This is a genomic window from Candidatus Villigracilis vicinus (assembly GCF_016702885.1).
Taxonomy (GTDB): domain Bacteria; phylum Chloroflexota; class Anaerolineae; order Anaerolineales; family Villigracilaceae; genus Villigracilis; species Villigracilis vicinus.
Genome location: NZ_JADJDD010000003.1, coordinates 113,888 through 138,471, shown reverse-complemented (window position 1 = coordinate 138,471; position 24,584 = coordinate 113,888). Strand labels below are relative to the sequence as shown.

The window sequence follows — 24,584 nt, the reverse complement described above, 5'->3', positions numbered from 1 at the left end:
GGCAATCTGCGGAGAGGGAGGGATTCGAACCCTCGGTGGACCGGAGCCCACAACAGTTTTCGAGACTGTCCCATTCAACCACTCTGGCACCTCCCCAAATTTTGAAGCGGGCGAAATTATACCCGAATTTTTTTATAACACATCCACCCCATCATGCATTCCAGGGTAATGCACCCGGCTCATGCCGCGTTCTTTGAGCAATCCCTTCAACGTCATCGCCTGTTTCTCTTCGCCATGCACCAGGAAAATATCCTTCACGCTGTCCTTAACCGCAGTGGCATACTTCACGAGCAGGTCCTGTCCGGCATGCCCCGACAAACCACCGATGGTCGCCACATCGCATTTACGTTTGTATATCTCGTTAAAAATTCGCACTTCGGGTTCGCGATCTGCCAACCTGCGCCCAAGTGTATCCGGAGCCTGCCAGGAAACAATGCAAATGGTATTTCGCGGATTCTCGATATTGTTACGGATGTGATGCACAACCCGTCCGGTTTCCGCCATCCCCGAAGCCGATATGATGACCATCGGGTCTTTGCGCTCATTCAACGCTTTCGATTCATCAACCGAACGCACATACGATAGCATATTGAAATCCAATGCTGGGTGCCGCGATTCTTCAACGAACTTACGTGTTTCTTCATCAAAACAATCAAGATGTTTTTTGAAAATATCCGAAGCTTTCACCGCCAGCGGACTATCCACATAAACAGGCACACGCGGCACATCGCCGTTATACATCATCTGATTCAAGTGATACACGATCTCCTGCGTACGCCCTACCGCAAAGGCAGGCACGATCACCTTGCCACCGCGCTCCACAGTCCGTTTGACTACATCTTTGAATTCGAGAAACGCCAACTCGGGGTCGCTATGGCTTTTGTCACCATAGGTGCTTTCCATGATCATATAATCTGCGCGGGTTGGCAGGACCGGGTCGCGCAAAAGCGGCATTTTGTAACGACCGATATCACCCGAAAACCAGAAATGGATCTGTTTGCCTTTTTCTTCGATCTCCAGCGAAACCCCGGCAGACCCCAAAATATGCCCCGCCTCATAAAAACGTGCTACTACGCCGGGAATCGGCTCAAAGGCTTCTTCGTACTTTACACCCACAAACATACCTGCCACTTCCTCGGCATCTTCTTTCGTATAAAGTGGCTCAACCGGCGGCTCGCCACGTTGGGCACGTTTCTTGTTTACAAACTCCGCATCCGATTCTTGAATATGCCCCGAATCCGCGATCATGACGCTGGCAATGTCTTTTGTGGCATGCGTGGCGTAGATAACGCCCTCATATCCTTGTTTGGTCAGGTTTGGAAGATTTCCCGAATGATCAATATGCGCATGAGATAAGATGACAGCATCAACACTCTTTGGGTCGTAATGAAAATTCAAATTGCGCGCATAGGCTTCCGAGCGTTTACCCTGGTACATCCCGCAATCTAATAACAGTTTTTTGCCATTGATCTCCAGCAAGTGCTGGCTGCCTGTCACTGTATGGGCTGCACCATGAAAGTTAATTCGCATGCTTTACTCCTAAAGTCTTCAGGATCTGGACGCCAAATGTTTCAACGCGTGCTGGCGCATCTTTCATTAACTGCCCAAGTTCTGCCAGGTTCGCGGGCGGGTTTTCAGAAAGGATGGAAAGATATGGCTTCGGCAGGATGATATCCGACTCGACCTTTAAGTCCATCCCGACTTTTTTCCGCCAGACCTTGAGTTTCTCCAACCTGCGCAGCACCGCGTCATCTTTGCGTTCAGTCTGACGCCGTTCCACAAGCGGAGCCTCAGCCCCATGCCTGATCGCACTTAAAACCATATCACCCCACAAACGGATCTGCTTCTCAGAAAGCCCCGCCGCAGAAAGATCCACTTTGGCTTCTGGCGGATTCTTTGCAAGCATGATCAAAACATCATCCATCATTACTTTATAAGGCGGGCGGTCAAGCCGTTCCGCTTCTTTATCGCGCCATTTACACAGCTGCGCCACTACCGTCAACTCACGCAGCGACAAATCCTTGCGCCCGGCAAAACGCTCCCACGATATACCATTCGATCTGGGTTTGGCATCCTCAAGGCGGCAGGCGCGCACAAAATCTTCTCTGGCAAAATGCAGGCGCTGTATATCCTCCAATTCCCTTTCGAGAACATCCCGCAGGGAAAATAGATAATGCGTATCCAGCCTCGCATAATGGATCTGATCCTGCGAAAGCGGACGTTCCGCCCAATCCGCCTTTTGATGACGCTTATCCATTTTGATGCCGAACTTATCCCCAAGCAGTTTATCGAGCCCAACTGCAGGGTAACCCAATACGCGGGCAGCATGCATTGTGTCAAACAGGTTGGTGAATGAAAAATGAAAATCGCGTCGCAAACAGATCAGGTCATATTCGGCAGCGTGGAAGACCTTTTCGATCTTCGGGTCGGAAAAGATCGGGGCAAGCAAACTCAAGTCATTCAATGCCAGCGGGTCGACCAGATAATCCCCATGGGTTGAAGAGAATTGCAACAAACAGACCTGCTCGCGAAAGGCATGCAGGCTGTTCGATTCGGTATCCACCGCCACACGAGGTTGTGCAGCAAGATCCAGTACCATTTTCTCTAACTTGTCAGTTGTGTTGACCCAGACGGGCGGCGGCAAAACTTCAGACATATCGGCAGATTATAAACCCGATGCAAGCGGATTGAACAAGTCCATCTCTTGCATCATCATTTCAGGCGCAGGGCAGCCAGCAAACGGTCATACCCAAGCTGTAGGAAGTAACCAAGTACCAAAGCCAGCAATGCTCCAGGGACCAAATGGATCAAAATAGTTCGTGGCTCGGGACCCAAATTCAGATATGTGTCAATGAGCCGCCACAACGGACGATGGATCAGGTAAACAAAAAGAGACGCACTCGAAAGCCAGGTCCAGACACGCCAATCACCGAGACGAGTACGAAACGCGCTCAACGCAAGCAGGACCCAGCTTAGCATGAAAAAATATGTTGCAAGCAGATAAACAAAATTTGTCGGAGCAAACGCGGCGTTGAGTGTCCATTGAAGAAGCCCTGCACTTAGAACAGCTGGCAATAATTTTATTAAGGTGTTCAAATCGAACAGGCGCACGCGAACGTCTGCCAACCTGCAAAAGAACACTCCGGCAAGAAACATCGGATAATATTGAAAAAAACGCGGGTCAAAAAATCCCCACCGTAGATGCGTGAAAAACGCCGCCGCGAACATGACCACAGCCACCAACGCCAAACCAACGCTGGAGCGGACGAACAGCATCACACTTCCAAACAGGATATAGAACACCACCAACATGCTGATGTACCACAGGGTCAAAAGTGACTTGATGAACGTCGGCGCAAAGACCGCCTGCAAGTTCATCAAGTACACAGCCAGGGCAGTCCGGTTCAGGTCATATTCCAGCACATAGATGAACAAGAGTAGCCCCAGCCAGTAGGGCGGATAGATGCGAATGAATTTTGACCAAATAAAACGGAGTGCATTGGCATTCGGCTTGCCGAGTGAAACTTCTGTAAAATACCCCGCCAGAAAAAAGAACGACCCCAATAAAAAAGAAGCTACAAAAAAACCGATGTCTTTCAGAGCTTCTCCGAAGATCGCAGGGTCAAATATTTCGCTGTGTAATGCAAGCAGCAGTAGAATGGATAACCCACGTAAAGCTTCAAACTCTTTCATCCGCGATGCATTCATAAAACCTTCTCCATGACCATGGCATCTTCCCCATCATTGTAGTAAGCCTTCCAAACTTCCGTGGTTTCATAACCTTCACGTTCGTACAAACGGATCGCGCCCAGATTCGAGACACGCACGGTCAGGCGTGCCTTTGGCACACCGAGTCGTTGTTCGCAGGCATGCAAGAGCGCCGTGCCAACTCCACGCCGCCGAAAGCTTGCATCCACTGCAATGGTGGCGATCCAGCCCCACCCGTCGCGCCGACGCGGATCACCTGCAACAAATCCGACCATGCGGCTGTCTTCCACTGCTTTAAGGCGCACCACTTCAGGGAAGGTCAGAACGGCTACAAGATCCACAAGGGGCCAGGCGTCCAATGCGAAACTTTCTTTTTCCAATTTACGGAGGGCGGTCAAGTCAAAGATATTGGCGGGTAGTATTTCCATATACTAATGCGATTGTATCAACAAAAAAGTAGAAAGTGGGGATGCCACTTTCTACTTTTTGCAGTTCACTACCTGTAAACTTGATTACTTCTTCGAGTCTTTACCGAGGAAATTATCCAGCATGCTGGTGAATTCCATCGGGAAGATGTACTTGGTGGACGGGCTCATACCCATGGACTTGAGCGTTTCGAAATATTGAAGCGTCATGGTCTTTTGGTCGATCTTGTTCGCAGCGGAGAAGATGGTCTCCAACGCCTGGGCAAAACCTTGAGCGCGCAGCAGTTGCGCCTGTCGTTCACCTTCCGCTTGCAAAATGGCAGACTGCTTCTGACCTTCTGCGCGTAAGATGTTGGATTGCTTTTCACCTTCTGCCACGTTAACGGCGGCTTCACGCGTACCGGTCGATTCGGTCACCACAGCGCGGCGGATACGTTCCGCCGACATCTGGCGGTTCATGGCATCCTGCACATCACGCGGAGGAATGATCTCGCGGATCTCAACGTTGGTCACCTTGACACCCCAACGCTCAGTCACTTCATCAAGACGGGTGCGCAGCATATTGTTGATATGTTCACGTTCGGAAAGAACATCATCCAATGGGATACCACCGATAACCGCACGCAACGTGGTTGCCGCGATACCAGCCGCAGCTGATTCGAAATTTCCGACCTGCAAAACAGACTGGGCAGGATCGAGAACTTTGTAATACCACAGGAAGTCAATCGAAATGGGCGCATTGTCCTTGGTGATCGAGGTTTGATGAGGAACCTCGCGAACCTGTTCACGCAGGTCCACTTTCACAGGACGGTCTACACCGGGGATCAGAAAAACCAGACCCGGACCCTTGGGCTTTTCCAGAACACGACCCAGACGAAAAACAACCAGGCGCTGATATTCTGGAACAACACGAACCATGTTGAACACAGCGATCAGGGCTACGAATAAAATTACGCCGACCAAACACAGACCAGCACTTGCAAACGCACCGTTCATATTCTCTCCTTTGAAAATTTAAAAATCGAATTAACTGAAACCTTCAACAACGAGGACAAAACCCTCGCGGCGAACCACACGAATATGACTTCCAACGGAGATCACGCTGCCGCTTTTTGCCGACCACAACTCTCCGTTTACGTAAACACTTCCATCCTCATGGATGGTTGTACGAGCCTCTCCCGTTTGTCCTACAAGCGCGTCCAAGTCATGAGTCGGGCGGACACTTGCAGCCTGAAGCGATTTACGAACAATTAACCATAAGAAAACCGCCACCAGCCCGGAAGACAAAATCGCAACCAATGGATTGACCGCCGGTCTCCAACCATCCACAGCGAAAAGAAAAACAGAACCGATCACCAGTAGAAAGATCGACAGCCCCAAAAATATCTCCCGTTTGGGCTTTTGCACCGCATAAACAAAAGGCGCGATGCTTAACACCAAAAGGAATAAAGCCCACCAATTCATGGGAAGGTTATACACCGCATAGCCTGCCAGCAAAAAGCAGAACAAAGACCCCACTTCCAACATCCCGGTCCCCGGTGTGACAATGGCTAAAAAGCCAAGCACCACCCCTCCAAGAAGGATCAAATAGGCAATATTCGGGTCCAAAAGGAAATCCATTATTGTGCCTCCAAATAATTATACAACACCATTATCGTACAAGAACTTACGATTTATAACCCATAACGTTGCCAAATCAATCCCCCAGCGGTTGTATAATGGTTGGGAGAATTCACTCCTACAGGAGATCATGTGAAATATAACAAATTATGCGTCATTGGGCTGGGGTACATTGGTCTACCTACAGCCTCCACTTTTGCCATGAATGGGGTCGACACCCTCGGCGTGGATATCAGCCCCGCCATCATTGACACCCTCAACCGTGGCGAGATCCACATCCATGAACCCGGCTTGGGTGAAGCCTTTGAGAGCGCCCGTCAAAGCGGAAAATTCAAAGCCGCCCTCAAACCCGAGCCTGCCGATGCCTTCATCATCGCTGTCCCCACCCCGTTTAAACACGACGAGACTGGCACCTACCAGAACACGACCTACAAACTAGCGGATATGGGCGCTGTGATCGCCGCCGCCGAATCCATCGTTCCATATTTGAGGAAAGGGAATATCGTCGTGCTCGAGTCGACATCGCCGCCTCGTACGACCATTGATCTGGTTGCCCCCATCCTGGAGAGATCTTCACTGAAAGCGGGAATCGACTTTCACCTTTGCTACTCACCCGAGCGTGTCCTGCCAGGGCAGATCTTGCGCGAACTGATCGAGAACTCCCGCGTCATTGGCGGCGTAACACCCGAATCTGCACAAGCGGGCGCAGCGTTATATTCGATCTTCGTTAAAGGGGAGATCATCCAAACCGATGCCACCACCGCTGAGATGGTTAAACTGATGGAGAACACCTATCGCGACGTCAACATTGCCATAGCCAATGAGTTTTCGCGCCTTGCAGATAAATTTGGTGTAGACGTCTGGGAAGCAATCCCCATTGCCAACCTGCATCCGCGTGTCAAGATCCTCAACCCAGGTCCCGGCGTCGGTGGACATTGCATCAGCGTTGACCCATGGTTCTTCGTTGAAGCGGCACCAGAGCTAACCCCGCTTATCTATCATTCAAGGCAGGTCAATGACTCACAACCTCATTTTGTGGTCGAGACAGTCAAACGCACGCTTGGCTCGCTTAAAGGAAAAAAGATAGCCGCCCTCGGGCTCGCCTACAAACCGGATGTGGACGACCTGCGCGAAAGCCCTGCCGTAGAAGTAGTACATCTACTACAAAATGAAGGCGCACACGTAACAGCGTGTGAACCGTTCAAACCGGACGCACAACTTCCTGGCATCACGATCGCCCCCACCTTCGAGGATTCGATAAAGGAAGCAGATGCACTTCTCTTCCTTGTAAAACACTCGGAATTTACTCAACTATCCCCCGAGAGCGTATCAAAGAAAACGAAAGCCCGCATCATCATTGATACCGTCCAAGGATGGACTGCCGCCCAATGGCAGAATGCCGGTTTCCGCTTTATCAAATTGGGGTCAGGCAAAACACCAAATCATTAATTTCCCGCCGCAGACTCCTCGCAGTGTTGCGCCCCTCCTGCAACTGCCTGCAACACACAGGCGGTATCACCACCACAGGACGATAACAAAATTGCCAGGCATATCTGGAGAAGAATGACCCGAAATAGCGGATGTTTGAGATTGAATGCTCGCATTGTTTGGTCTCCTATCACCTTAGTTGGAAATTAGACCACAAAGGAACTATGAAAATCCTTACAGTTTTTGGAACCCGCCCCGAAGCCGTAAAAATGGCACCGGTAGTCAAGCGCCTCGCCGCCACCCCCGGGATTGAAGCACGGGTTTGTGTCACCGCCCAGCACCGCCAAATGCTCGATCAGGTACTGGGTCTATTCAACATCCAACCTGATTATGATCTAAATCTGATGCGCGACGGACAATCGTTGGCGCAATTAAGTGCAGATATCTTCACCCACCTCGACCCGGTTCTCGAAGACTTCCAACCAGACTGGGTACTCGCACAAGGCGACACAACCACAGTTGCCATTACCTCACTGCTTAGTTACTACCGTCGCATCAAATTTGGACACGTCGAAGCCGGCCTGCGCACCCATGACAAATGGGCGCCATTCCCTGAAGAAGTCAACCGCCGTATTGCAGGTGTGGTGGCGGACCTGCACTTCGCCCCGACGCAATGGTCGAAAAACAACCTCCTTCGCGAAGGCGTAAATGAGAAGATGATCAAAGTGACGGGTAATACGGTCATTGACGCACTTCAGTTCGTATCGCAACAACCAGAGCCGGATGAAATTCGTGTTTTACTAGAAAAATTAGGGATTAGCAATGAAAAACGCATATCAAGTAAAAGCCCTTCCTTGGGTTCGCGCCGTCTCGTTTTAGTGACCGCCCATCGACGCGAAAATTTTGGTGAGGCAATGGAAAATATTTGCAAAGCACTGATCGAAATTGCCAACCGCGGCGATGTTGAAATTGTTTATCCGGTACATCTAAACCCCAATGTGCAGGAACCAGTCAATCGCTTATTGAAAAATATCGAACATATCACCCTCCTGCCTCCGCTTGATTATTTACCGCTCGTCCATTTAATGAAACATGCCTATATTATCCTGACCGACTCAGGTGGTATTCAAGAAGAAGCACCTGCTTTCGGCATTCCCACACTCGTTTTACGTGACGTAACAGAACGACCCGAGGGCGTAGAAGCAGGAACTCTAAAGCTTGTTGGCACGGAAACCAGCCGGATCGCAATAGAAGCGCAAAAACTTCTAGATGAAAAACCCACCTACGATGCCATGTCATTTTCCGCAAATCCTTATGGCGATGGAACCTCAGCGGAAAAAATCATCCACGCATTGATGATTGGTAGGGAAAACACCTAATTTTAGTCAAGATAGTAGTTTGTAATGTGCTGAGGTATGTTTCTGAGTATAATCACAATTGGAAGCAGCAATGAGAAAAACACTCACCCCCCTCGTTCTTATGGTTATGCTCCTGACTAGTTGGAGCCCTGTTTTCGCGCAAACAGTGGAAACCAAATACTTCAGCGAGACCGGTCATAACGTCTCAGGCGACCTCCTGAATTTTTACAATAGCGCCCCGAACGCCGACTATCTTTATGGGTACCCAATTACCGAGCAATTCACAAGCAAAGACGGGAAGAACGTTCAATACTTCCAACGGGCACGGTTTGAATACCAAGCCGACCTTCCCGAAGGACAACGTGTAAAACTTACCCCGCTTGGGCGCGAAACATACGTTACTACTGGTCCCCTGAACGTAGGCAACTCATTTGCCTGCCGCACTTATGCCGAAACCGGCTTTGCCGTTTGTTTTGCCTTTCTTGAATTTCTGGACCAAAACGGCGGGACGACACAATTCGGGTTTCCGATCTCAGGGTTCGAATATCACGAGAATAAGATCGTTCAGTACTTCGAAAACGCCCGCCTCGAATGGCAGCCTTGGAGAGCCGAAGGACTGCGTGTGGTCATTTCAGATTTGGGACGCGCCTACTTCGACAAATTGGGCGAAGACCCTGCTCTACTTGCGCCGGTCAGCCCGCTGGACAATGCGCCGCGTGTTATCACTGAATTACGGGTACGTGCCTTTGTATGGAAAGCTGTCACCCTCACAAACGACACGCAGATGATCTACGTGATCGTTCAAGACCAAAACATGCAGCCCGTATCTGGTGCAGCCTGTACCGCCGAGGTCAATTGGTCCAACGGTGCAAAAGACGCCACTACCATCAATAGTGACGCGAACGGCGTCGGCATCGTTTCGCTGGCGTTCAACAACCAGCCGTATGGCAGCCTGATCTACACCGACATCGTTTGCAAGTACAACGATTTGGAAGGCAAAACAACCACATCCTTCCGCATCTGGTACTAACCAAAAACTCCCGAACCGGGAGTTTTTTATTAAAGCTCCCCAAGCCCAAACACAGGACCATCTTTACAGATCATTTTCCAATCATGATGGAGACTCAACGCGCAGACTCCACATTCTGCCTGTGCGCCGCAGGGCATAGGGGTACGGACAAGAACCTGCGCCTCAACTTTTGACGTTACCTGCTCCTGCCCTGCCAACATCTCTTTTAACCGATCCAAATTTTCCCTATTCACATCCACGGCGGCATAGTCAGCCCAACGAAGCGTATCCATTAACGCCTTCAGCGGCTGAACCTCGACCACTTCGGGCAGGTCTTCGGTTTGCGTATCGCAGATCACGACCACCTCGGCGTTTTGTTTCAGGGCTAAAGACAATAATCCTTGTAACCGGGCTGGCGTATCATCGAAGGCGACCAGCACAACTTTCCGTACGGCAAGCGGAAGTGAGAAACCATGCCCGATCGGTCCGCGTATAGTGAGTGAGTGACCGGGGCGCCACACGGATGGCAAAGGTGGCGCGGAGCGAAATCCGCCTTGAGAAGCGGGTTGGCTGGAGAAAACCGAAACAGCCAGAGACGCGTCTGAACCGTCGGCATGGATAAGGAGATATTGCCCGGGAGCTGGAGTCAGCTCGGGCGGGCAGGTGATGCGGGCGGAGCCATCTAAAAAGATCTCTTCAAGTTTGGCTTTGGCTGTTTTCATTGGAAAAATATTAACACGCTTCGATGACACAGGCAAGAAGGTTATAATTTCAAAATCGAAATTGGAGGAACCATGAATATATCTAGTTTACTGCAAGGCATTGCTTCATTTGCATGGATGGGTTTTATCGGTATTTTGGTGGCGATCTCGATACGCGCCAGCCGAAAACAATCGATTGGTGGGTTGAGCACTGCGGCGATCGTTCTTGTTGTTGCTGCCGTATTACTTACCAGCATTGGCGCCGGTTTGATCTTTGTAGAGCCGGATGAACTGGCAGTAGTTGTGACCGTGTTGGGAGAAGGCGGTATTCGACCCGACCCACTGGAATCTGGCTTGCATTGGATTATTCCATTTGCTGAGCGTGTGGAGCGTTACCCCAAGGTCAATCAGAACTATACAATGTCTTCAACACCAGACGAAGGCGAAGTCTCCGGCGATGACTCCATTCAAGTCCGTACCAAGGATGGGCAGCAGGTTTATATTGACGCTTCCGTACTTTATGCTGTTGACCCGAATAAGGTCGTGCAACTTTATTCTACGTGGAGATTTGATTACGAAGACCAGTTGGTGCGTACGCAAGCCCGCGGTGTCATCCGTGAAGTGGCTTCGCAATATGGCGTCGAAGAGATCGTCAGCACCAAACGCGCTGAAATGGAGCAATTGATCACCGATCAGTTGTTGAGGATCTTCAGTGAAAACAACCTGATCATGCGCGATTTTGTCCTGCGCAACATCCGTTTCAGTGATGAGTATGCGGCGGCAGTGGAACAGAAACAGATCGCTGAACAGCAGGCGCAACAGGCAGCTTTTGTGGTCGAGCAAAAGAAACAGGAAGCCGAACAGGCTCGCCAGGTGGCACAAGGCGCAGCAGATGCCGCAGTGATCGCTGCGAAGGGTGAAGCCGAGTCTCTGCTGATCCAGGCGCAGGCACAGGCGGAAGCCAACCAGGTCATCTCGCAATCGTTGACTCCGGCATTGGTGCAGTACCAATATGTGCAGAAATTGTCACCCAACGTTCAGACTATTTTCATCCCCAGCGGCAATCAATTCATCCTGCCATTGCCTGGTACAACTACTGGACAGTAAGTAAAAATTACCCCTGCCGGGTCTTCAAGACCCGGCAGGTATTCGAGAAAAAAATGCCCATTCCACAAACCGGACGCGAAATTCGCCTGACAACTCTTTCCGCTTGCGCGGGCTGAGCGTCCAAACTAAGCGCAGATGCGCTGGCGCAGGTTCTGCGCCCCGTCAAGAATATTTTTGACCCTGCTGCATATCCCGACTTGATGATCGGTCTCGAGTCGCCGGACGATGCGGCGATATGGCGTTTAAGCGACGAGCAAGCCATTGTGGTTACGACGGACTTTTTCACCCCGGTTGTGGATACCCCCTACGAATACGGTGCCATTGCTGCCGCGAACAGTCTTTCAGACGTGTATGCAATGGGCGGAAAACCTTTCCTTGCCTTGAATATCGCGGCACTGCCAGACAACCTCCCTCCAGAAGTTTCCAGTGAGATTTTGCGTGGCGGTGCAGAGAAAGCGCGCGAGGCGGGCGTGGTCATTGCCGGTGGGCATACGGTCAAAGATAAGGAGCCAAAATACGGGTTAGTGGCGATCGGGTTCGTGCATCCGCAAAAGATCATTAGTAAAAGTGGATTGAAGCCCGGTGACATTTTGGTATTGACCAAACCGCTGGGAGCCGGTGTTACAACCACTGCCCTCAAACAGGAAAAAGCGGAAGCGGCACATGTTACAGAGGCGATTGAATGGATGTCCCGTCTGAATAAATCGGCAAGTGAGCTGGCAGTAGAATTTGGCGTGCGCGGCGGAACGGATATCACCGGCTTTGGTTTTCTCGGTCACGCTGCTGAAATGATGGAAGCGTCTGATGTGGCTTTACATATCGATTTTTCAAAAGTGCCTTTCTTAAGCGGCGCACGTAGTTACTCAGAGAGAGGGATATTCCCTGGCGGTGCATTCGATAATAAGGGACATTTTGAAAATCTAGTTGAGTTTTCTGAAGAGTTGAATGAACCTGCCCAAATGCTATTATTCGATCCGCAGACCAGCGGCGGGTTGTTATTCGGTGTGGCAGCGGAAAATCTTGACGCGTTCATGAATAGAGCTGCTGAAGTTGGTCAGCCAGTATGGGTGATCGGAAATGTCCAGCCGGGCAGAAGAATAAAGGTCAGGTAACGTGTTTCGCATTGGGATCGTTGAACTCGGAATTACCTGCGCTTTATTTTCGCTGGCGATCATCGTTCCGCTGTTGATCACACGCGGATATGCCCGCCTGAACAAGCGCATGAACCGTATTGAAGATAAACTGACAAAAAAGAAGTAACTTTCAGGTACAATAAGGGCGGAAATTTAAGTACGCAATATCATGTCCGACATTCCCATAGAACCAGACCCTATCCCCCGTTCGTCAACCAACTTGGTGGAAAAACTCAAAGCCGCAAGTGCGTGTGCACGCGGCATGAATTTATTTAACATCCTTTAGGTCTGCCCGCGATCTTTACAACCTTGAACAGGAACCAATGAGCATTAGCAGTGAAATTCTAGTTATTATTTTGTTGATCTTAATCAACGGCGTATTGGCAATGTCTGAAGCTGCCCTGCTTGCTTCACGTAAGGCAAAGTTACAGCAATTGGCAAATGAAGGTGACAAAGCCGCCGCACTAACCTTGGAATTATTAAAAAGCCCAAATATCTTCCTCTCGACCATTCAGATCGGTATTACGTTGATCGGTGTGCTGGCGGGTGCGGTCGGTGGTGCCACCATTGCCGAGGGGCTGTCCGCATCCTTCAAGACCTTGCCGTATGTGGGTGAATACGGCGAATCCATTGCGCTCGGCATTGTGGTCATTGCCATCACCATGTTGACCATTTGGATGGGTGAACTCGTCCCCAAACGTCTGGGCATCAACAGCCCTGAAAAGATCGCCAAGATCGTTGCAGGCCCGATGATCTTTATTTCTACGATATTTTCGCCGCTTGTCAAATTAATGAGCGGCGCCACTGAACTGGCACTCACCCTCTTCGGCATCAAACCAACAAATGAGCCGCCCATCACAGAAGAAGAACTGCAAGTACTGATCGACCAGGGCACGCAGGCGGGTATCTTTGAAGAAGCAGAACAGGATATGGTCGAAGGTATTTTCAGTCTCGGCGATACGCGCGTCTACTCTGTGATGACTCCGCGCACGGAGATCGTTTGGCTGGATGTCAGCGACAAGATGGAGGAAATCCTTGAAAAGATAGGCGGCAGTCCGTATTCGCGCTTCCCGGTCCGTCAGGATTCGCTTGAAAGCATCGTTGGCATTGTCAAATCACGAGACTTACTGGTGACCACGCTTTCACGGCAAGAGATCCACCTTAAAGACCTGGCAAAACCTGCCTACTTTATCCCTGAAACCATGCTCGCTTCACGCGCTTTGGAAGTTCTAAAAAAGAATAATACTGAAATGTTACTGGTCGTGGATGAGTTTGGCGGTGTTCAAGGCTTGTTGACCATCAATGATATTCTCGAAGAGATCGTCGGCGTTATGGAAGGCGACGAACCGCAAGCCACGCAACGTCAGGATGGTTCCTGGTTATTGGACGGCATGCTCGAAGTGGACGAGTTCAAAGAGATATTCGATCTGCATGAACTCCCGCATGAAACTGAATACGAAACCCTAAGCGGATTCGTTATGACCTCCCTTGGGCGTTTGCCGCAAACAGCAGACCATTTCGAATGGAATAACTTGCGCTTTGAAGTCGTCGATATGGATGGACGCCGCGTAGACAAGGTCTTGGTCACCGCCAAACCCAAAACGGGAACCGATTAATTCCCGCATCGTACCCCAACCGTATAAAAAACGTGTAATTGTTCGATGGTATAATCTCCGCCCGTATGACTCAAGAATCATCTCACAGCAAAACAAAGGTCTGTCCCACCTGCGGGACGCGCCTGAGCGAGAACGCCGTCCGCTGTTTGGTATGCGGAACGGAATTTACCGCCCAGCCGCAGCCCAAGGCAGTGAAAAAGACGGAGCGATCCGTTCAAGCCGCCAGCCTGCCACAGTTAACTCTCAGCCTGCCAGCCGCCATCGGCTCATTGTTGGCGGTCATTGTGGTTGCAGCAGGTCTTACCTTCTTCCTCGTTCCAAAAGACCCTGAATCATTTTCAACACAAGATACCCCCACTCCAACAGAAACTTCGATCCCATCGGCAAGTGCAACCGCAACCCTGCCCTCCACAGACACCCCCACACCTACCCTGCAGCCGCCATTCGATTATGTGGTTTCTGCCAACGATGGTTCATGTTCGCAGATCGCCTTTAATTTCAATGTTTCGGTTCAAAGCATCATTGTGTTGAACAACCTCGCGTCGAGCTGCCCGATCTCGGTAGGTCAGGCACTCAAGATTCCCTATCCAACCCCCACCATCCCGCCGCCAGCCACAAACACCGCGCTTCCGGCAGAGGCAACCCGCATCTCTTGCGAAACAGTGCAGATCACCGTTCAAGAGAACGATACCCTTTCCAGCATCGCCGCAAACTACGCCGTATCCATGGATGCGGTTAAAGAGTTCAACGGGCTGACAACGGATAACGTATTCCTTGGTCAGACCATCCTGATCCCGCTGTGCGAACGGGCACCGGATCCCAACAAGCCAACTCCAACAGCAACCTTGCCGCCTCCCTACCCCGCCCCGAACCTGCTCCTGCCCGCAGACGGCGCTGCCTTCACCCTGGCAAATGACGTTGTCACTTTGCAATGGGCATCCGTTGGTGTCCTGCGCGGCGGCGAAGCCTATCAGGTTGTCGTTGAAGATGTGACTGCCAGCCAAACCCGTCGCATTACAGACTACGTAACCGACACAAAATACATTATCCCAACCTCATTCCGCCCGAAAGACAATGTGGCGCATGTCATGCGATGGTGGGTACAGCCTGTCCTGCAATCTGGCGTGGATGATCAAGGGCAGCCCATTTGGATCTCTTCCGGCGCAACCAGTGAAAGGCGCGTGTTCACCTGGGTTGGCGTTGCCGTTGAAGGCACGCCAAATCCGTAGCCGGTTTGGCGCGAGCTATATCAAATCATTAAAAACTCCCTGTCTATGCGGCAGGGAGTTTTACAATAAATCATTGGAATGAGGAGAGTATTATGTTAAGGAACATTTTCAAGGTTTTTGCAGTACTACTTATTATTTCGGGCGTGATCTGGATCCTTCAGGGAGTAAACATCCTGCCAGGCAGCTTCATGACGGGCGACCCGCAATGGGCGATCAACGGCGCGATCACCGCGGTAATTGGAAGCGCATTACTCTGGTTCCTGTCTCGCAAAAAATAATGGACGAGACCTTCAAGATCGGCGACCGTGTCCAGATCCGTTTGGATTCCAAGTTCGGAGACAAAGAAGGCTGGTACACAGGCACGATCGTTCGCGTTGATCCATATTCAGAGCATCGCAGTTTTTACTGGATAAGGCTGAATGCAGAAGCCCAGGCTGTTTTGCAACTGCGCGAGATCTCGGTTTTCAACCTCAAAAATATAAAAAAAGCAGAATAGATTCATTCGCTTTCACGGCGAAATTTCATCATGTTCCCGTAACCCAGATACACGCCCATCACACTGTATAATCCAATCAATGCAGACCACTCCCCTCCTTCTCCCCTGGATACTATCCGTCATCCTCACCTTTTTGATGGGTCTGTATGCGTTTCGCTTCAGGAGAAATGTTGCTACCATCCCATTTATTGCGATGTGCTTCTTTGCATCCTTATGGGCATTTACGTATTTGTTCGAATTGGGCAGCACCAACCTCCTGGTGAAATTATGGAGCGTGAAGATCGGATATATCGGCGTGATCGGCGTGCCGCTTTCATGGCTGGCGTTCGCGCTTGCCTACTCCGGGCGCACAGAATGGCTCATAAAGCGGAACATTCAGCTGGCACTGATCTTCCCCATCATTACATACATTGTTATTTTGACAAATGAATACCATTACTGGTTCTTCACCGAAATCGGATTACAGACCGACAAAACCTCCGGGTTAATCTTGATCAAAAATCCGCTGGGTTGGTGGTTCTGGCTGCATGCCAGTTATGTTTACATCGCAATGGTGATTGGCACATTTTTTCTGCTGCGCGAGTATTGGGATAAGCGCGAAGTATATCGTTCACAGATCGTCGTTAACATCGCTGCCATCTTACTGCCCTGGATATCCAATGGCATTGTACTTGCCGGAATCCTACCCGTCCGCATCGACATCACCTCGGTCATGTTCTCCATCTCGATCCTGATCCTCGGCTGGGGCTTCCTGCGTTACCATCTACTGGACATCCTGCCGGTGGCACATCGCGCCGTATTCGAAAGCATCTCAGACTCTGTGATCGTGCTGGATACCGACCTGCGCATCGTGGAACTCAACCCTGCCGCCCAGGAACTTTTCAAACTTCAACCAGACGCTGCGATCAGCAAACCATTTCACACCGTTTTCAAGCCGTGGCTGCAACTCAGCGACAAAGTTCTGCGCACGCATGGGTACCACAGGGAAGTTGTGCTCGAAAACGAGGGGGAGTCACTGCGCTGGCTACATCTTTTTATTAGCACCTTGCGCAATAGCTCGGGTCAAAGTGACGGTCTGATCGTCACCATGCGTGACGTCACCAGCATCAAAGACAATGAAGCAGCACTCGCCATCGCACGAGACGAAGCTATGCAGGCAAATAGTTTCAAATCACAACTACTTGCCAACGTCAGCCACGAATTGCGCACCCCGCTGGGTATCATTCTCGGCTACACTGATCTGATCGTTCGCAAATCCTACGGCGACCTGACCGATAAGCAGGTCAACATCCTTGGACGCATCAAAGACAGCACCCAATATCTTGACGGCTTGGTCTCAGAGCTTCTTGACCAGGCACAGCTGGACAGCGGCAAACTACAGCTGACCGAAAGACCATTCGAGCCACGCGAGGTGCTGGGGTCTGTTTGCAGTCAATTGAGCGTTTTGGCAGAATCGAAAAACCTTGCATTCAATTTCAACATCGCAGACACAATGCCGATCGCCATTGTTGGTGACAGCCAGCGCCTCAAACAGATCCTCGTCAATCTGATCAGCAATGCCATCAAATTCACAGAAACCGGCGGGATCACTGTAACTGTTTCGGCAACCTCTAAAGCGGAATGGACAATGCAAGTCACAGATACCGGTCCGGGCATTCCATCCGAATCGCTGAACACCGTCTTTGAACCCTTCAAACAACTTGCCGATGCAAACAAAACCCTTCGCAAGGGCTACGGACTCGGATTATCCATCACCCGCCAACTTGTTCGCCTCATGGGGGGCAATATCGCACTCGAAAGTAAACTAGGTACGGGAACGACATTCACGGTAACCCTGCCGCTCATCACAGAATCGGAAAATACTCATGACTAATCAACCCATTGCGGTCGTCGTTGAAGATGACCCCTATCTTTCCGAGATATACTCCGATACCCTGCGCAGTATTGGCATCACTGTAGAAACCTATTACGATGGCGAAACCGCCATGCAAAAACTCAGAGGCTCCCGCCTTGACCTGATTATTCTCGACTTAAACCTGCCCAAATATTCAGGCATCGAAATATTTCACGAATTGCGCAATCAACCCGAAACCGCCGAAACCTGGGTGCTCATCGTAACTGCAAATCCATCCCAAGCCGCTGAACTCAGCGAAGCCGAAGTGGAAAGCCAGAACCTTCTAGTTCTCGCAAAACCAGTCAGTGTAGACCAGCTCGACCAGCTTGCCCGGCGTCTCATCTTTCGAAAATAATCACAGGCACACAAACCAATTCAAGCGGGTACAATCCACATACAATGGATATGAATTTTGATTCTCTGCACCCCCTGCTTGAAAAAGCCCTTGCCCTGCGCCTCGTCCAATCAAACGCCTCAAACCCAGCCCTACACGGAACCAGCCACGAAGAAGCTCTGCGCCTCTTCAATGGATTCTACGAAGGCTATCCTGACCTCGTACTGGATATTTACGCAGGCACCCTGGTCATTCATGATTACTCGGAAACCCCGAGTTCAGCCTTCATTCAGAGTGTTAGCGATTACATCCGCAATGCCATGCCCTGGTTGCACACTGGGATACTAAAAACCCGCAACGGACCTACCCAAAAGGAAAAGCGCGGCACACTGCTCTTTGGCAGCACCCTCGACAGCAAGGTCAACGAATATGGTATCCGCTACGCCATCGACCTGACCATGAATCGCGACTCCAGTTTCTACCTTGATACCAAAAACCTGCGTAAATGGCTGACCGAAAACATGAGAGGGAAATCCGTACTGAACACCTTTGCGTATACCGGCAGCTTGGGTGTCGCCGCGTTTGCAGGCGGTGCTGCGAACGTTATACAAACAGATCTAAGCCGTCAGTTCTTAAATCTTGCCAAAGACTCATTCGCATTGAACGGCTACCCCATTCAAAAACAGAATTTTATAGCGCAGGATTTCTTCCCCGCCATCGCACGCTTCAAAGCTGGTAAACAGACCTTTGACTGCGTCATCATTGACCCGCCTTTCTTCTCTTCCACGTCGCATGGCAAAGTAGACCTGCTGCACGAAAGCGAACGACTCATCAACAAGGTCCGACCGCTGATCAATGATGGTGGTGTGCTTATCACCATCAATAATGCAGTCTTCCTGAGCGGTGAAGATTACATGACAACCCTGCGGTCATTATGCAAAGATGGTTACCTGAGCATTCGTGAGTTGATCCCCGTTCCAGAAGATTTTATCGGTTTGAATCGGGTCGGAAAGCCCATCACAGATCCGGCTCCATTCAACCATTCCACAAAGATCGCTATTTTGGATGTAAAACGAAAATGACCGGTGAAACCGACCTGAGTAAACTGCTGCAAAATATGCATCCTGAACTAAACGCAGGCGAATATGTATATTGTCTTGTGGATTCGTTGGAGCATGCCGTAAAGCTTGAACCGCTGGGTGTTTTTATGGAAAAAGAAGGGGTGACCGTCATTCTGTCCAAAACCAAAGCAGACAAAGAGGCACTCTCCTACCCGGGCGCCTGCGCATGGATCACATTAACCGTTCATTCTTCCCTGGAAGCGGTTGGTCTGACTGCCGCATTCAGCCAAGCGCTTACTGAAGCAAACATAAGCTGTAACGTGGTCGCTGCTTATTATCACGACCACATCTTTGTTCCCATTAAAGATGCAGAGCGGGCTATAAATGTTTTACGTGCATTGACAAAGGCATAAAATGACCCCCAAACACCTTATAGAAATTTTTTGGCAAACCATGGAAAGTAATGATTTTTATATTGCAGCCGAACTTTTGCATGACGATTTCATTCTCGAATGGCCTCAATCCGGCGAACGCATTCGGGGTAGGGAAAATTTCGCAAAAATAAACACTGCCTATCCCGCGAAAGGAAGCTGGCACTTCCAAATCAATTCGATCTTCTGCGATGGAGAAACGGTCATTAGCGATGTCTCAGTGACAGACGGCTCACGAATCGATCGTGTACTCACATTTTCAACCATCCGTGATGGAAAGATATGGAAGCAGATCGAATTCTGGCCCGAACCTTTTGAAGCACCCGAATGGCGGTCTGCCTGGGTGGAAACGTTCTAAAGTAATTCAAATTTCCTTTTTTCGCGCCATAACCGCAAACAACCCCGCAAGAAATAAAGCAGTCAACCCTATGGCTGCCACACTTAACGGCGAGACTTGTTCCCCCTGAAACTCCTGATCGCTATTGGATGTCGCGGACGGCACAGGCAATGATGTTGCAGATCGAACGCTGGAGACCGCGGCAGGTTGTGACTCAACCGGGGTCAACGGCGCAGATTGGGTTGCATCTGTTCGCACCAGCAGAGTTTGTCCTTCGTAAACCGTATCGGAATTTCCAAGGTTATTCAGGGATTGAATCTGTTTAATGGTCGTACCATACGCAACTGCAATGCTCCATAAGGTTTGTCCATATAACACCTCGTGATACACCCTGCCATTTGGGAAGGGCGTATTTAACGAAACCGGGACCGAATATTGCGGCAGAACTCCATTGATCGCCGCCTGTGTTTCTATTTGTGAAAAAGCTGCCTGTGTTTGAGGAATGCTGGTCAAAATGGCGGCGGCATTTGATTGCATTTTCCCGCTGGTGGTTTGTAATGCTGTCTCGATCACTATATAAAATTGACCATCCCCCACAGAAACCCCTGCACCAATATCGCTCCGCGTTGTAGAGAGCATGGTGTTGGTATGCAGGTCATCGCCCAGCCACATTTGGATGGCTTCTTCCGCCGTAGTCGCTGGACCCCAATTTTCAGAACGATACCCATCCTGTGTCAGGTCACCTGAAAGCGGATACCCCAACGACATCATCCACTGACCCAGAGTCATATTGCCTGGTCGCCAATGCCCCGGCAGCCCGGAGGCAATTCCATTTGCCTGCTCCTGCGCAATTTGCATCAACACGGGGTGAGCGTACAAAGCAGGTAACCCATACGATAAACGCAGGTTATTGACCGCATTGATAATATCTGCCGGGTTGGGAGGCGCTCCCAACGTTGGTGTAGGGCTAAAATCTTGAGCATGCGCTGGAGCAGAGAGAAACAGAATAGGGAGGAACAACAAGCCAAGCAGAAAGATCGGTTTTATTTTCATATCATGTAACATGTTGCACAGACCACCCGAACATAACAGGCAATTTTATTGAAAAAGTACCGAAGGAGTAGACCCTTCGGTACTTTTTATCTACGGTCTCCAGGAAGGCGCATACCAATCAAATTCTGTGGATAGACCCGGCGCTTGTAAAATGCTCACTCCTGAAGTGGCAAGATCTACAAGAAACAGGTGTCCGCCCGATGCTGAAGTTGTCTCCTCAACTAAAAGGTATTTTGCATTCGGTGAGAAAAGCAGACGCCCAACGGTATTGCCTTTATACACCGAACGCAAGTCACCGCCAGTGCGCGGGATGGTAAAGACCTCTGCCGTGGATTCGCCGCTGGTTGTGCTGCCATAATAGTTGAACGCGATCAATCTGCTATCCGGCGACCAGATCATTGGGTAGATGGAACCGCCGGTGAATTGAGCAATAGTGACCGCATTGGCACCGTCGGGCTCCATCACATTGAGGAAATGATTCTGTGATGTGTAATCATAATCGTCGTAGGCGAAAAAACCTGCATCAGGAGATGCCACGAACTGTGCCTTGGTAAGCAAAGTTTCGAACATGGGGCGCGACTGCCCATTCGCAGCACGGACGAGATAGATATTTCCCGCCGAACCAGGCAAGGCGGAACGCATAATAATATTCTCGGTATACCAGCCATCCATAATGTAGGGACGGCCTTCCGCAGGCAAGTCGGTGGACACGCTTTTCAATTCCGTGCCATCGGGACGTATGATAAACACATCTTCACCACCTGCACCGTTTTGAGTACGGAAGGCGATCCATGTGCCGTCTGGTGACCAAAAAGGCGGGTCGATGTAGGGAAACTCTGCAAGCGCTTTCCATGTCTTTGCTGTAGCATCGAATAACCATAACTGAGTTGGAGTTCCGTTCGGATTGGTTGAATACGAAAATGCGGCATATTTCCCATCCGGTGACCATGAAAGAGCATTGATGGTGAAGTTGAATGCAAATGGGACGGGAATCCGCTCAAGCGGCGGGCAATTGACCGGGTCGGTGATACAAGCGCTGGATACTTTTACTAGCTCAATGACGCCACTTCCCTGCCTCGGTTGGAGGAAAAAGTAGATCTCCCCCGCTTCTTGCACGGAGCCGGGAGCTGATTCTGTTACCGCAGCAGCTGTTGCAGGCGACGTCTCTGTGGTCGCTTGAAAAGGCAGCGGCGTAGCACCCAAACCTGGAGTAGGCGTAACAGTTAATCCGTCGAAATATGAGGCGGGTGTTGGGTTGGCAGAACAGGCAAGTAAGAAGAGAAAGGTCAGGGTGATGAATCGTTTCATTGAGTCTCCTTATCAAAGACGACGATGAAATTAAAAAGTTCCCGCTGTCAGCCGACAACGGGAACTTTAATTCAAACGGTCTTACGGAGTATTAGTGGGGGTCGGCGTGCCAGTGGCGGTAACGGTGGGTGTTGCAGATGGCGCCGAGGTGGTGCTGGTTGGAGTGTTGGTGGCAGCGGCAGTTGCAGCTGAAGTGCCTGTGGGGGTTGCAGTGCCTGTGGCAGTTGCTGCAGCGGCAGGAACAGAAGCGCTGTTGTAGATGATGGGTGCCGTCCACAATGCACGGTCGCCAGTGGCAGGACCAGTGGCAAGGACAGAGAGGATGAATTTCACATTTTGTCCAGCCAGAGGGGTCAGGTCGATATCAGCGTTGTAAATGCCGCCTTCGTATTTTTCAACGAATGCCCAGAAGGTCTGAATGGAAGAACTGCCAGAGATGGAATAATCAAGGCGATAGACCACATAGCAGGCAGTAGAACCATTCTCACAACCGATGGTAGCGCGGAATTTATCACCCGCCTTAACCTGATATGAAGGATAGATACCTTGAATATATCCATTGTTCTGATTTTGCGGGAAGGTCAGCAGACCCACACGCGAGTCAGTCGTTCCGTTCTCAAGCTTGGACGGATTGGTGATCAAAACAAAGCCTTTGGCATCACCATCCGTACCGGGGCAGGGAATTTCTCCAGCGCCGGTATACCATTTGGCAGTACACACATTGGCGGCAAAGTCATAGATGGTTCCCGCGATCGGGGTGGCAGGCGTCACCGGGGTTCCGGGTGTGGTGGTCTTGGTTGGCGTGTTAGGAACAGTTCCTGTGCCAGAAACCTTGATCTCAACCCAGAAGGATTTTGTACCCGCCGAGCCAATACCGAAAGGTACGCCGGTATTGCTCTTTAACTTCCAATAACCGCGGTAGGTTCCAGCGGTGGTGGGGGAAGTCAACTGCAGAGTGATATCCACGGTCTGACCCGGTGCAACGGTCGTAGGAATGAGCGCAGAGTCGGGTCCGCCCATCTTTTCGCCGGTATCAAACATGATGCTGTAATTCGTCCAGGTACAAGTACCGACATTTTTCAAACGCCAGGTCTTGTTGAAACCAACGCCCGGTGCAAAGGTTGTGCCATCGGGTACAGTGGCATCGGCTACAAATTGGGCACGGTCACAGGAATTCGGCTGTACGGTGCCGGTTTTGGTAGGAGTGGCGGTTGGCGGAGTACCGGTTACAGTAGGCACAGGTGTGGTTCCGCCTCCTGCACGCGAAATGATCGGGTTGACCCACAATGCACGGTCACCCGTTGGTGACCCATAAGCTGAAACCACAAGAATGAAGGAAACATCTTGATTGGCAAGTTTGCTGAGGTCAAGGCTGACATTGTAAGTCATGCCTTCGTATTTCTCGCGGAAGGTCCACAAGGTGGTTTCAGGTCCGCCGTTGGCTTTGTAATAAAGAGTGTACGCCACATAACAATTGGTGGCGCCGTTCTCACAACCAATGGTTGCCTGGAAGCGATCTCCCGACTGCACACGGAAGTTGGGGTAAACAGCCTTGACATAACCATTGGTTACGTTGTTCGGTGCGAAGAGCAAACCTGGCTGAGAAGAGGTCACGCCGGTTTCAAGTTTCGGAGCCGACTGACTCAACGCAAAGCCGTTGGCATTGCCGTCAGTACCTGGGAAGGTGAATGACCCTGCTCCACTCGACCATGCAGCCTTGGGGGCTTCAGCGGTGAAGTCATAAGCGGTCCCTGTGGTAGAAGATGTCACTTGAATTTCCACCCAGAATGATTTCTGGGCAGTGGCACCAATACCGAAAACACCGCCGCTATTGCTCTTGAATTTCCAGTAGCCAAAATAATGCCCGGCAGCGCTGGGTGCGGTCATATCCACAGTGATATCCACGGTCTGACCGGGGTTCACGGTGGTCGGCAAGGCAAGCGAGGCAGGTGCGCCCATGCGTTCGCCGCTATCGAAGATCAGCGAAACATCATTGCTATTCCATGCACAAGTGCCGATGTTCTTCAGCCGCCAGGTCTTTTTGAAAGTTGCACCTGCTGAAAAGTTCGTTCCATCTGGAACGGTAACATCCGCGACGAACTGCGCCCAATAACAGGTCGCAGCACTCGCGGTGGATGTCCCTCCTGGGGCCAAGGTCATTAGGACCGCCAGCAGGAGCAAAGTCGATATAATTCTTAAGACTGGTCTCATTTCTTCCTCCATCAAGTCAATTCGGTGTATGGACGTAAAGATTCAGCGAAAAGTTCCGTTTTGACTATACGCTCCACTAGTATAACTTTTCTTTAATAATTGTTCAATAATGAAATCAAAACAAT

25 protein-coding genes and 1 tRNA gene are annotated in these 24,584 nt (G+C 50.5%); 15 read left to right on the top strand and 11 right to left on the bottom strand.

The features are described from left to right. Positions 1 to 9: 9 nt before the first annotated feature. From IPG80_RS04080 to IPG80_RS04050, 7 genes are all read right to left on the bottom strand, one after another. Positions 10 to 96, bottom strand: a tRNA-Ser gene (locus tag IPG80_RS04080). A gap of 36 nt (positions 97 to 132) precedes the next feature. Then, positions 133 to 1,530 (bottom strand): MBL fold metallo-hydrolase, encoded by a 1,398-nt coding sequence (locus tag IPG80_RS04075; RefSeq protein ID WP_345103002.1) that lies wholly within the window; start codon positions 1,528 to 1,530, stop codon positions 133 to 135. After that, entirely contained in the window at positions 1,520 to 2,656 is a 1,137-nt protein-coding gene (locus tag IPG80_RS04070; RefSeq protein ID WP_345103000.1) for an HRDC domain-containing protein, read from the bottom strand. The genes IPG80_RS04075 and IPG80_RS04070 overlap by 11 nt, the downstream gene beginning before the upstream one ends. Before the next feature lie 56 nt (positions 2,657 to 2,712). After that, a complete protein-coding gene (locus IPG80_RS04065) occupies positions 2,713 to 3,708 on the bottom strand; it encodes an acyltransferase (protein WP_345102998.1) in 996 nt (331 codons plus the stop codon). Next, on the bottom strand, positions 3,705 to 4,136 hold the full coding sequence (locus IPG80_RS04060) for a GNAT family N-acetyltransferase (protein WP_345102996.1): 432 nt from the start codon (positions 4,134 to 4,136) through the stop codon (positions 3,705 to 3,707). Before IPG80_RS04060 ends, IPG80_RS04065 begins: the two co-directional genes overlap by 4 nt. Positions 4,137 to 4,220: 84 nt before the next feature. Then, positions 4,221 to 5,129: an SPFH domain-containing protein gene (locus IPG80_RS04055; protein ID WP_345102994.1), complete on the bottom strand. Its 909-nt coding sequence runs from the start codon at positions 5,127 to 5,129 to the stop codon at positions 4,221 to 4,223. A 30-nt stretch (positions 5,130 to 5,159) separates the two neighbouring features. Then, positions 5,160 to 5,753, bottom strand: a complete 594-nt coding sequence (locus IPG80_RS04050; protein ID WP_345102992.1) for an NfeD family protein — start codon at positions 5,751 to 5,753, stop codon at positions 5,160 to 5,162. A gap of 132 nt (positions 5,754 to 5,885) precedes the next feature. Here IPG80_RS04050 and IPG80_RS04045 point away from each other — a divergent pair, with 132 nt between their 5' ends. The 3 genes from IPG80_RS04045 to IPG80_RS04035 all read left to right on the top strand — a co-directional run bounded on the left by IPG80_RS04045 (position 5,886) and on the right by IPG80_RS04035 (position 9,569). After that, positions 5,886 to 7,202, top strand: coding sequence for a nucleotide sugar dehydrogenase (locus tag IPG80_RS04045; RefSeq protein WP_345102990.1), 1,317 nt, complete (start codon positions 5,886 to 5,888; stop codon positions 7,200 to 7,202). Positions 7,203 to 7,405: 203 nt separating this feature from the next. Then, a complete protein-coding gene (gene wecB, locus IPG80_RS04040; RefSeq protein ID WP_345102988.1) occupies positions 7,406 to 8,560 on the top strand; it encodes a UDP-N-acetylglucosamine 2-epimerase (non-hydrolyzing) in 1,155 nt (384 codons plus the stop codon). Between the two features lie 70 nt (positions 8,561 to 8,630). After that, on the top strand, positions 8,631 to 9,569 hold the full coding sequence (locus IPG80_RS04035; protein WP_345102986.1) for an Ig-like domain-containing protein: 939 nt from the start codon (positions 8,631 to 8,633) through the stop codon (positions 9,567 to 9,569). Between the two features lie 29 nt (positions 9,570 to 9,598). Here IPG80_RS04035 and IPG80_RS04030 read toward each other — a convergent pair whose 3' ends face one another. Continuing rightward, positions 9,599 to 10,270: a hypothetical protein gene (locus tag IPG80_RS04030; protein WP_345102984.1), complete on the bottom strand. Its 672-nt coding sequence runs from the start codon at positions 10,268 to 10,270 to the stop codon at positions 9,599 to 9,601. A 72-nt stretch (positions 10,271 to 10,342) separates the two neighbouring features. Between IPG80_RS04030 and IPG80_RS04025 the strand changes: the two genes are divergently transcribed. The 12 genes from IPG80_RS04025 (at position 10,343) to IPG80_RS03970 (ending at position 19,908) form a co-directional block, all read left to right on the top strand. After that, complete coding sequence (locus IPG80_RS04025; RefSeq protein ID WP_345102983.1) at positions 10,343 to 11,356, top strand: prohibitin family protein; 1,014 nt, start codon at positions 10,343 to 10,345, stop codon at positions 11,354 to 11,356. A 53-nt stretch (positions 11,357 to 11,409) separates the two neighbouring features. Next, on the top strand, positions 11,410 to 12,468 hold the full coding sequence (selD, locus tag IPG80_RS04020; RefSeq protein WP_345102981.1) for a selenide, water dikinase SelD: 1,059 nt from the start codon (positions 11,410 to 11,412) through the stop codon (positions 12,466 to 12,468). Between the two features lies 1 nt (position 12,469). After that, the gene (locus IPG80_RS04015) at positions 12,470 to 12,616 is read left to right on the top strand and encodes a hypothetical protein (RefSeq protein WP_345102979.1); all 147 of its coding nucleotides are present in this window, start codon (positions 12,470 to 12,472) and stop codon (positions 12,614 to 12,616) included. Between the two features lie 196 nt (positions 12,617 to 12,812). Continuing rightward, positions 12,813 to 14,105 carry a hemolysin family protein gene (locus IPG80_RS04010; protein ID WP_345102977.1) on the top strand — a complete coding sequence of 431 codons (1,293 nt, stop codon included), beginning with the start codon at positions 12,813 to 12,815 and terminating at the stop codon, positions 14,103 to 14,105. A 65-nt stretch (positions 14,106 to 14,170) separates the two neighbouring features. Continuing rightward, positions 14,171 to 15,334, top strand: a complete 1,164-nt coding sequence (locus tag IPG80_RS04005) for a LysM peptidoglycan-binding domain-containing protein (RefSeq protein ID WP_345102975.1) — start codon at positions 14,171 to 14,173, stop codon at positions 15,332 to 15,334. A gap of 92 nt (positions 15,335 to 15,426) precedes the next feature. Beyond that, complete coding sequence (locus IPG80_RS04000; RefSeq protein WP_345102973.1) at positions 15,427 to 15,612, top strand: hypothetical protein; 186 nt, start codon at positions 15,427 to 15,429, stop codon at positions 15,610 to 15,612. After that, positions 15,612 to 15,830 carry a hypothetical protein gene (locus IPG80_RS03995; RefSeq protein ID WP_345102971.1) on the top strand — a complete coding sequence of 73 codons (219 nt, stop codon included), beginning with the start codon at positions 15,612 to 15,614 and terminating at the stop codon, positions 15,828 to 15,830. The genes IPG80_RS04000 and IPG80_RS03995 overlap by 1 nt, the downstream gene beginning before the upstream one ends. Positions 15,831 to 15,909: 79 nt before the next feature. Continuing rightward, positions 15,910 to 17,703 carry a histidine kinase N-terminal 7TM domain-containing protein gene (locus tag IPG80_RS03990; protein ID WP_345102969.1) on the top strand — a complete coding sequence of 598 codons (1,794 nt, stop codon included), beginning with the start codon at positions 15,910 to 15,912 and terminating at the stop codon, positions 17,701 to 17,703. Beyond that, positions 17,696 to 18,079 carry a response regulator gene (locus tag IPG80_RS03985; protein ID WP_345102967.1) on the top strand — a complete coding sequence of 128 codons (384 nt, stop codon included), beginning with the start codon at positions 17,696 to 17,698 and terminating at the stop codon, positions 18,077 to 18,079. Before IPG80_RS03990 ends, IPG80_RS03985 begins: the two co-directional genes overlap by 8 nt. A 50-nt stretch (positions 18,080 to 18,129) precedes the next feature. Beyond that, positions 18,130 to 19,140 carry a class I SAM-dependent methyltransferase gene (locus IPG80_RS03980; protein ID WP_345102965.1) on the top strand — a complete coding sequence of 337 codons (1,011 nt, stop codon included), beginning with the start codon at positions 18,130 to 18,132 and terminating at the stop codon, positions 19,138 to 19,140. Then, positions 19,137 to 19,532: an ACT domain-containing protein gene (locus IPG80_RS03975; RefSeq protein ID WP_345102963.1), complete on the top strand. Its 396-nt coding sequence runs from the start codon at positions 19,137 to 19,139 to the stop codon at positions 19,530 to 19,532. The genes IPG80_RS03980 and IPG80_RS03975 overlap by 4 nt, the downstream gene beginning before the upstream one ends. Before the next feature lies 1 nt (position 19,533). Next, positions 19,534 to 19,908, top strand: a complete 375-nt coding sequence (locus tag IPG80_RS03970) for a nuclear transport factor 2 family protein (RefSeq protein ID WP_345102961.1) — start codon at positions 19,534 to 19,536, stop codon at positions 19,906 to 19,908. 6 nt (positions 19,909 to 19,914) lie between these two features. Here IPG80_RS03970 and IPG80_RS03965 read toward each other — a convergent pair whose 3' ends face one another. From IPG80_RS03965 to IPG80_RS03955, 3 genes are all read right to left on the bottom strand, one after another. Then, complete coding sequence (locus IPG80_RS03965; RefSeq protein WP_345102959.1) at positions 19,915 to 20,940, bottom strand: LysM peptidoglycan-binding domain-containing protein; 1,026 nt, start codon at positions 20,938 to 20,940, stop codon at positions 19,915 to 19,917. 90 nt (positions 20,941 to 21,030) lie between these two features. Next, a complete protein-coding gene (locus tag IPG80_RS03960) occupies positions 21,031 to 22,248 on the bottom strand; it encodes a hypothetical protein (RefSeq protein ID WP_345102957.1) in 1,218 nt (405 codons plus the stop codon). Positions 22,249 to 22,329: 81 nt separating this feature from the next. Further along, entirely contained in the window at positions 22,330 to 24,408 is a 2,079-nt protein-coding gene (locus IPG80_RS03955; RefSeq protein WP_345102955.1) for an NBR1-Ig-like domain-containing protein, read from the bottom strand. Positions 24,409 to 24,584 lie beyond the last annotated feature (176 nt).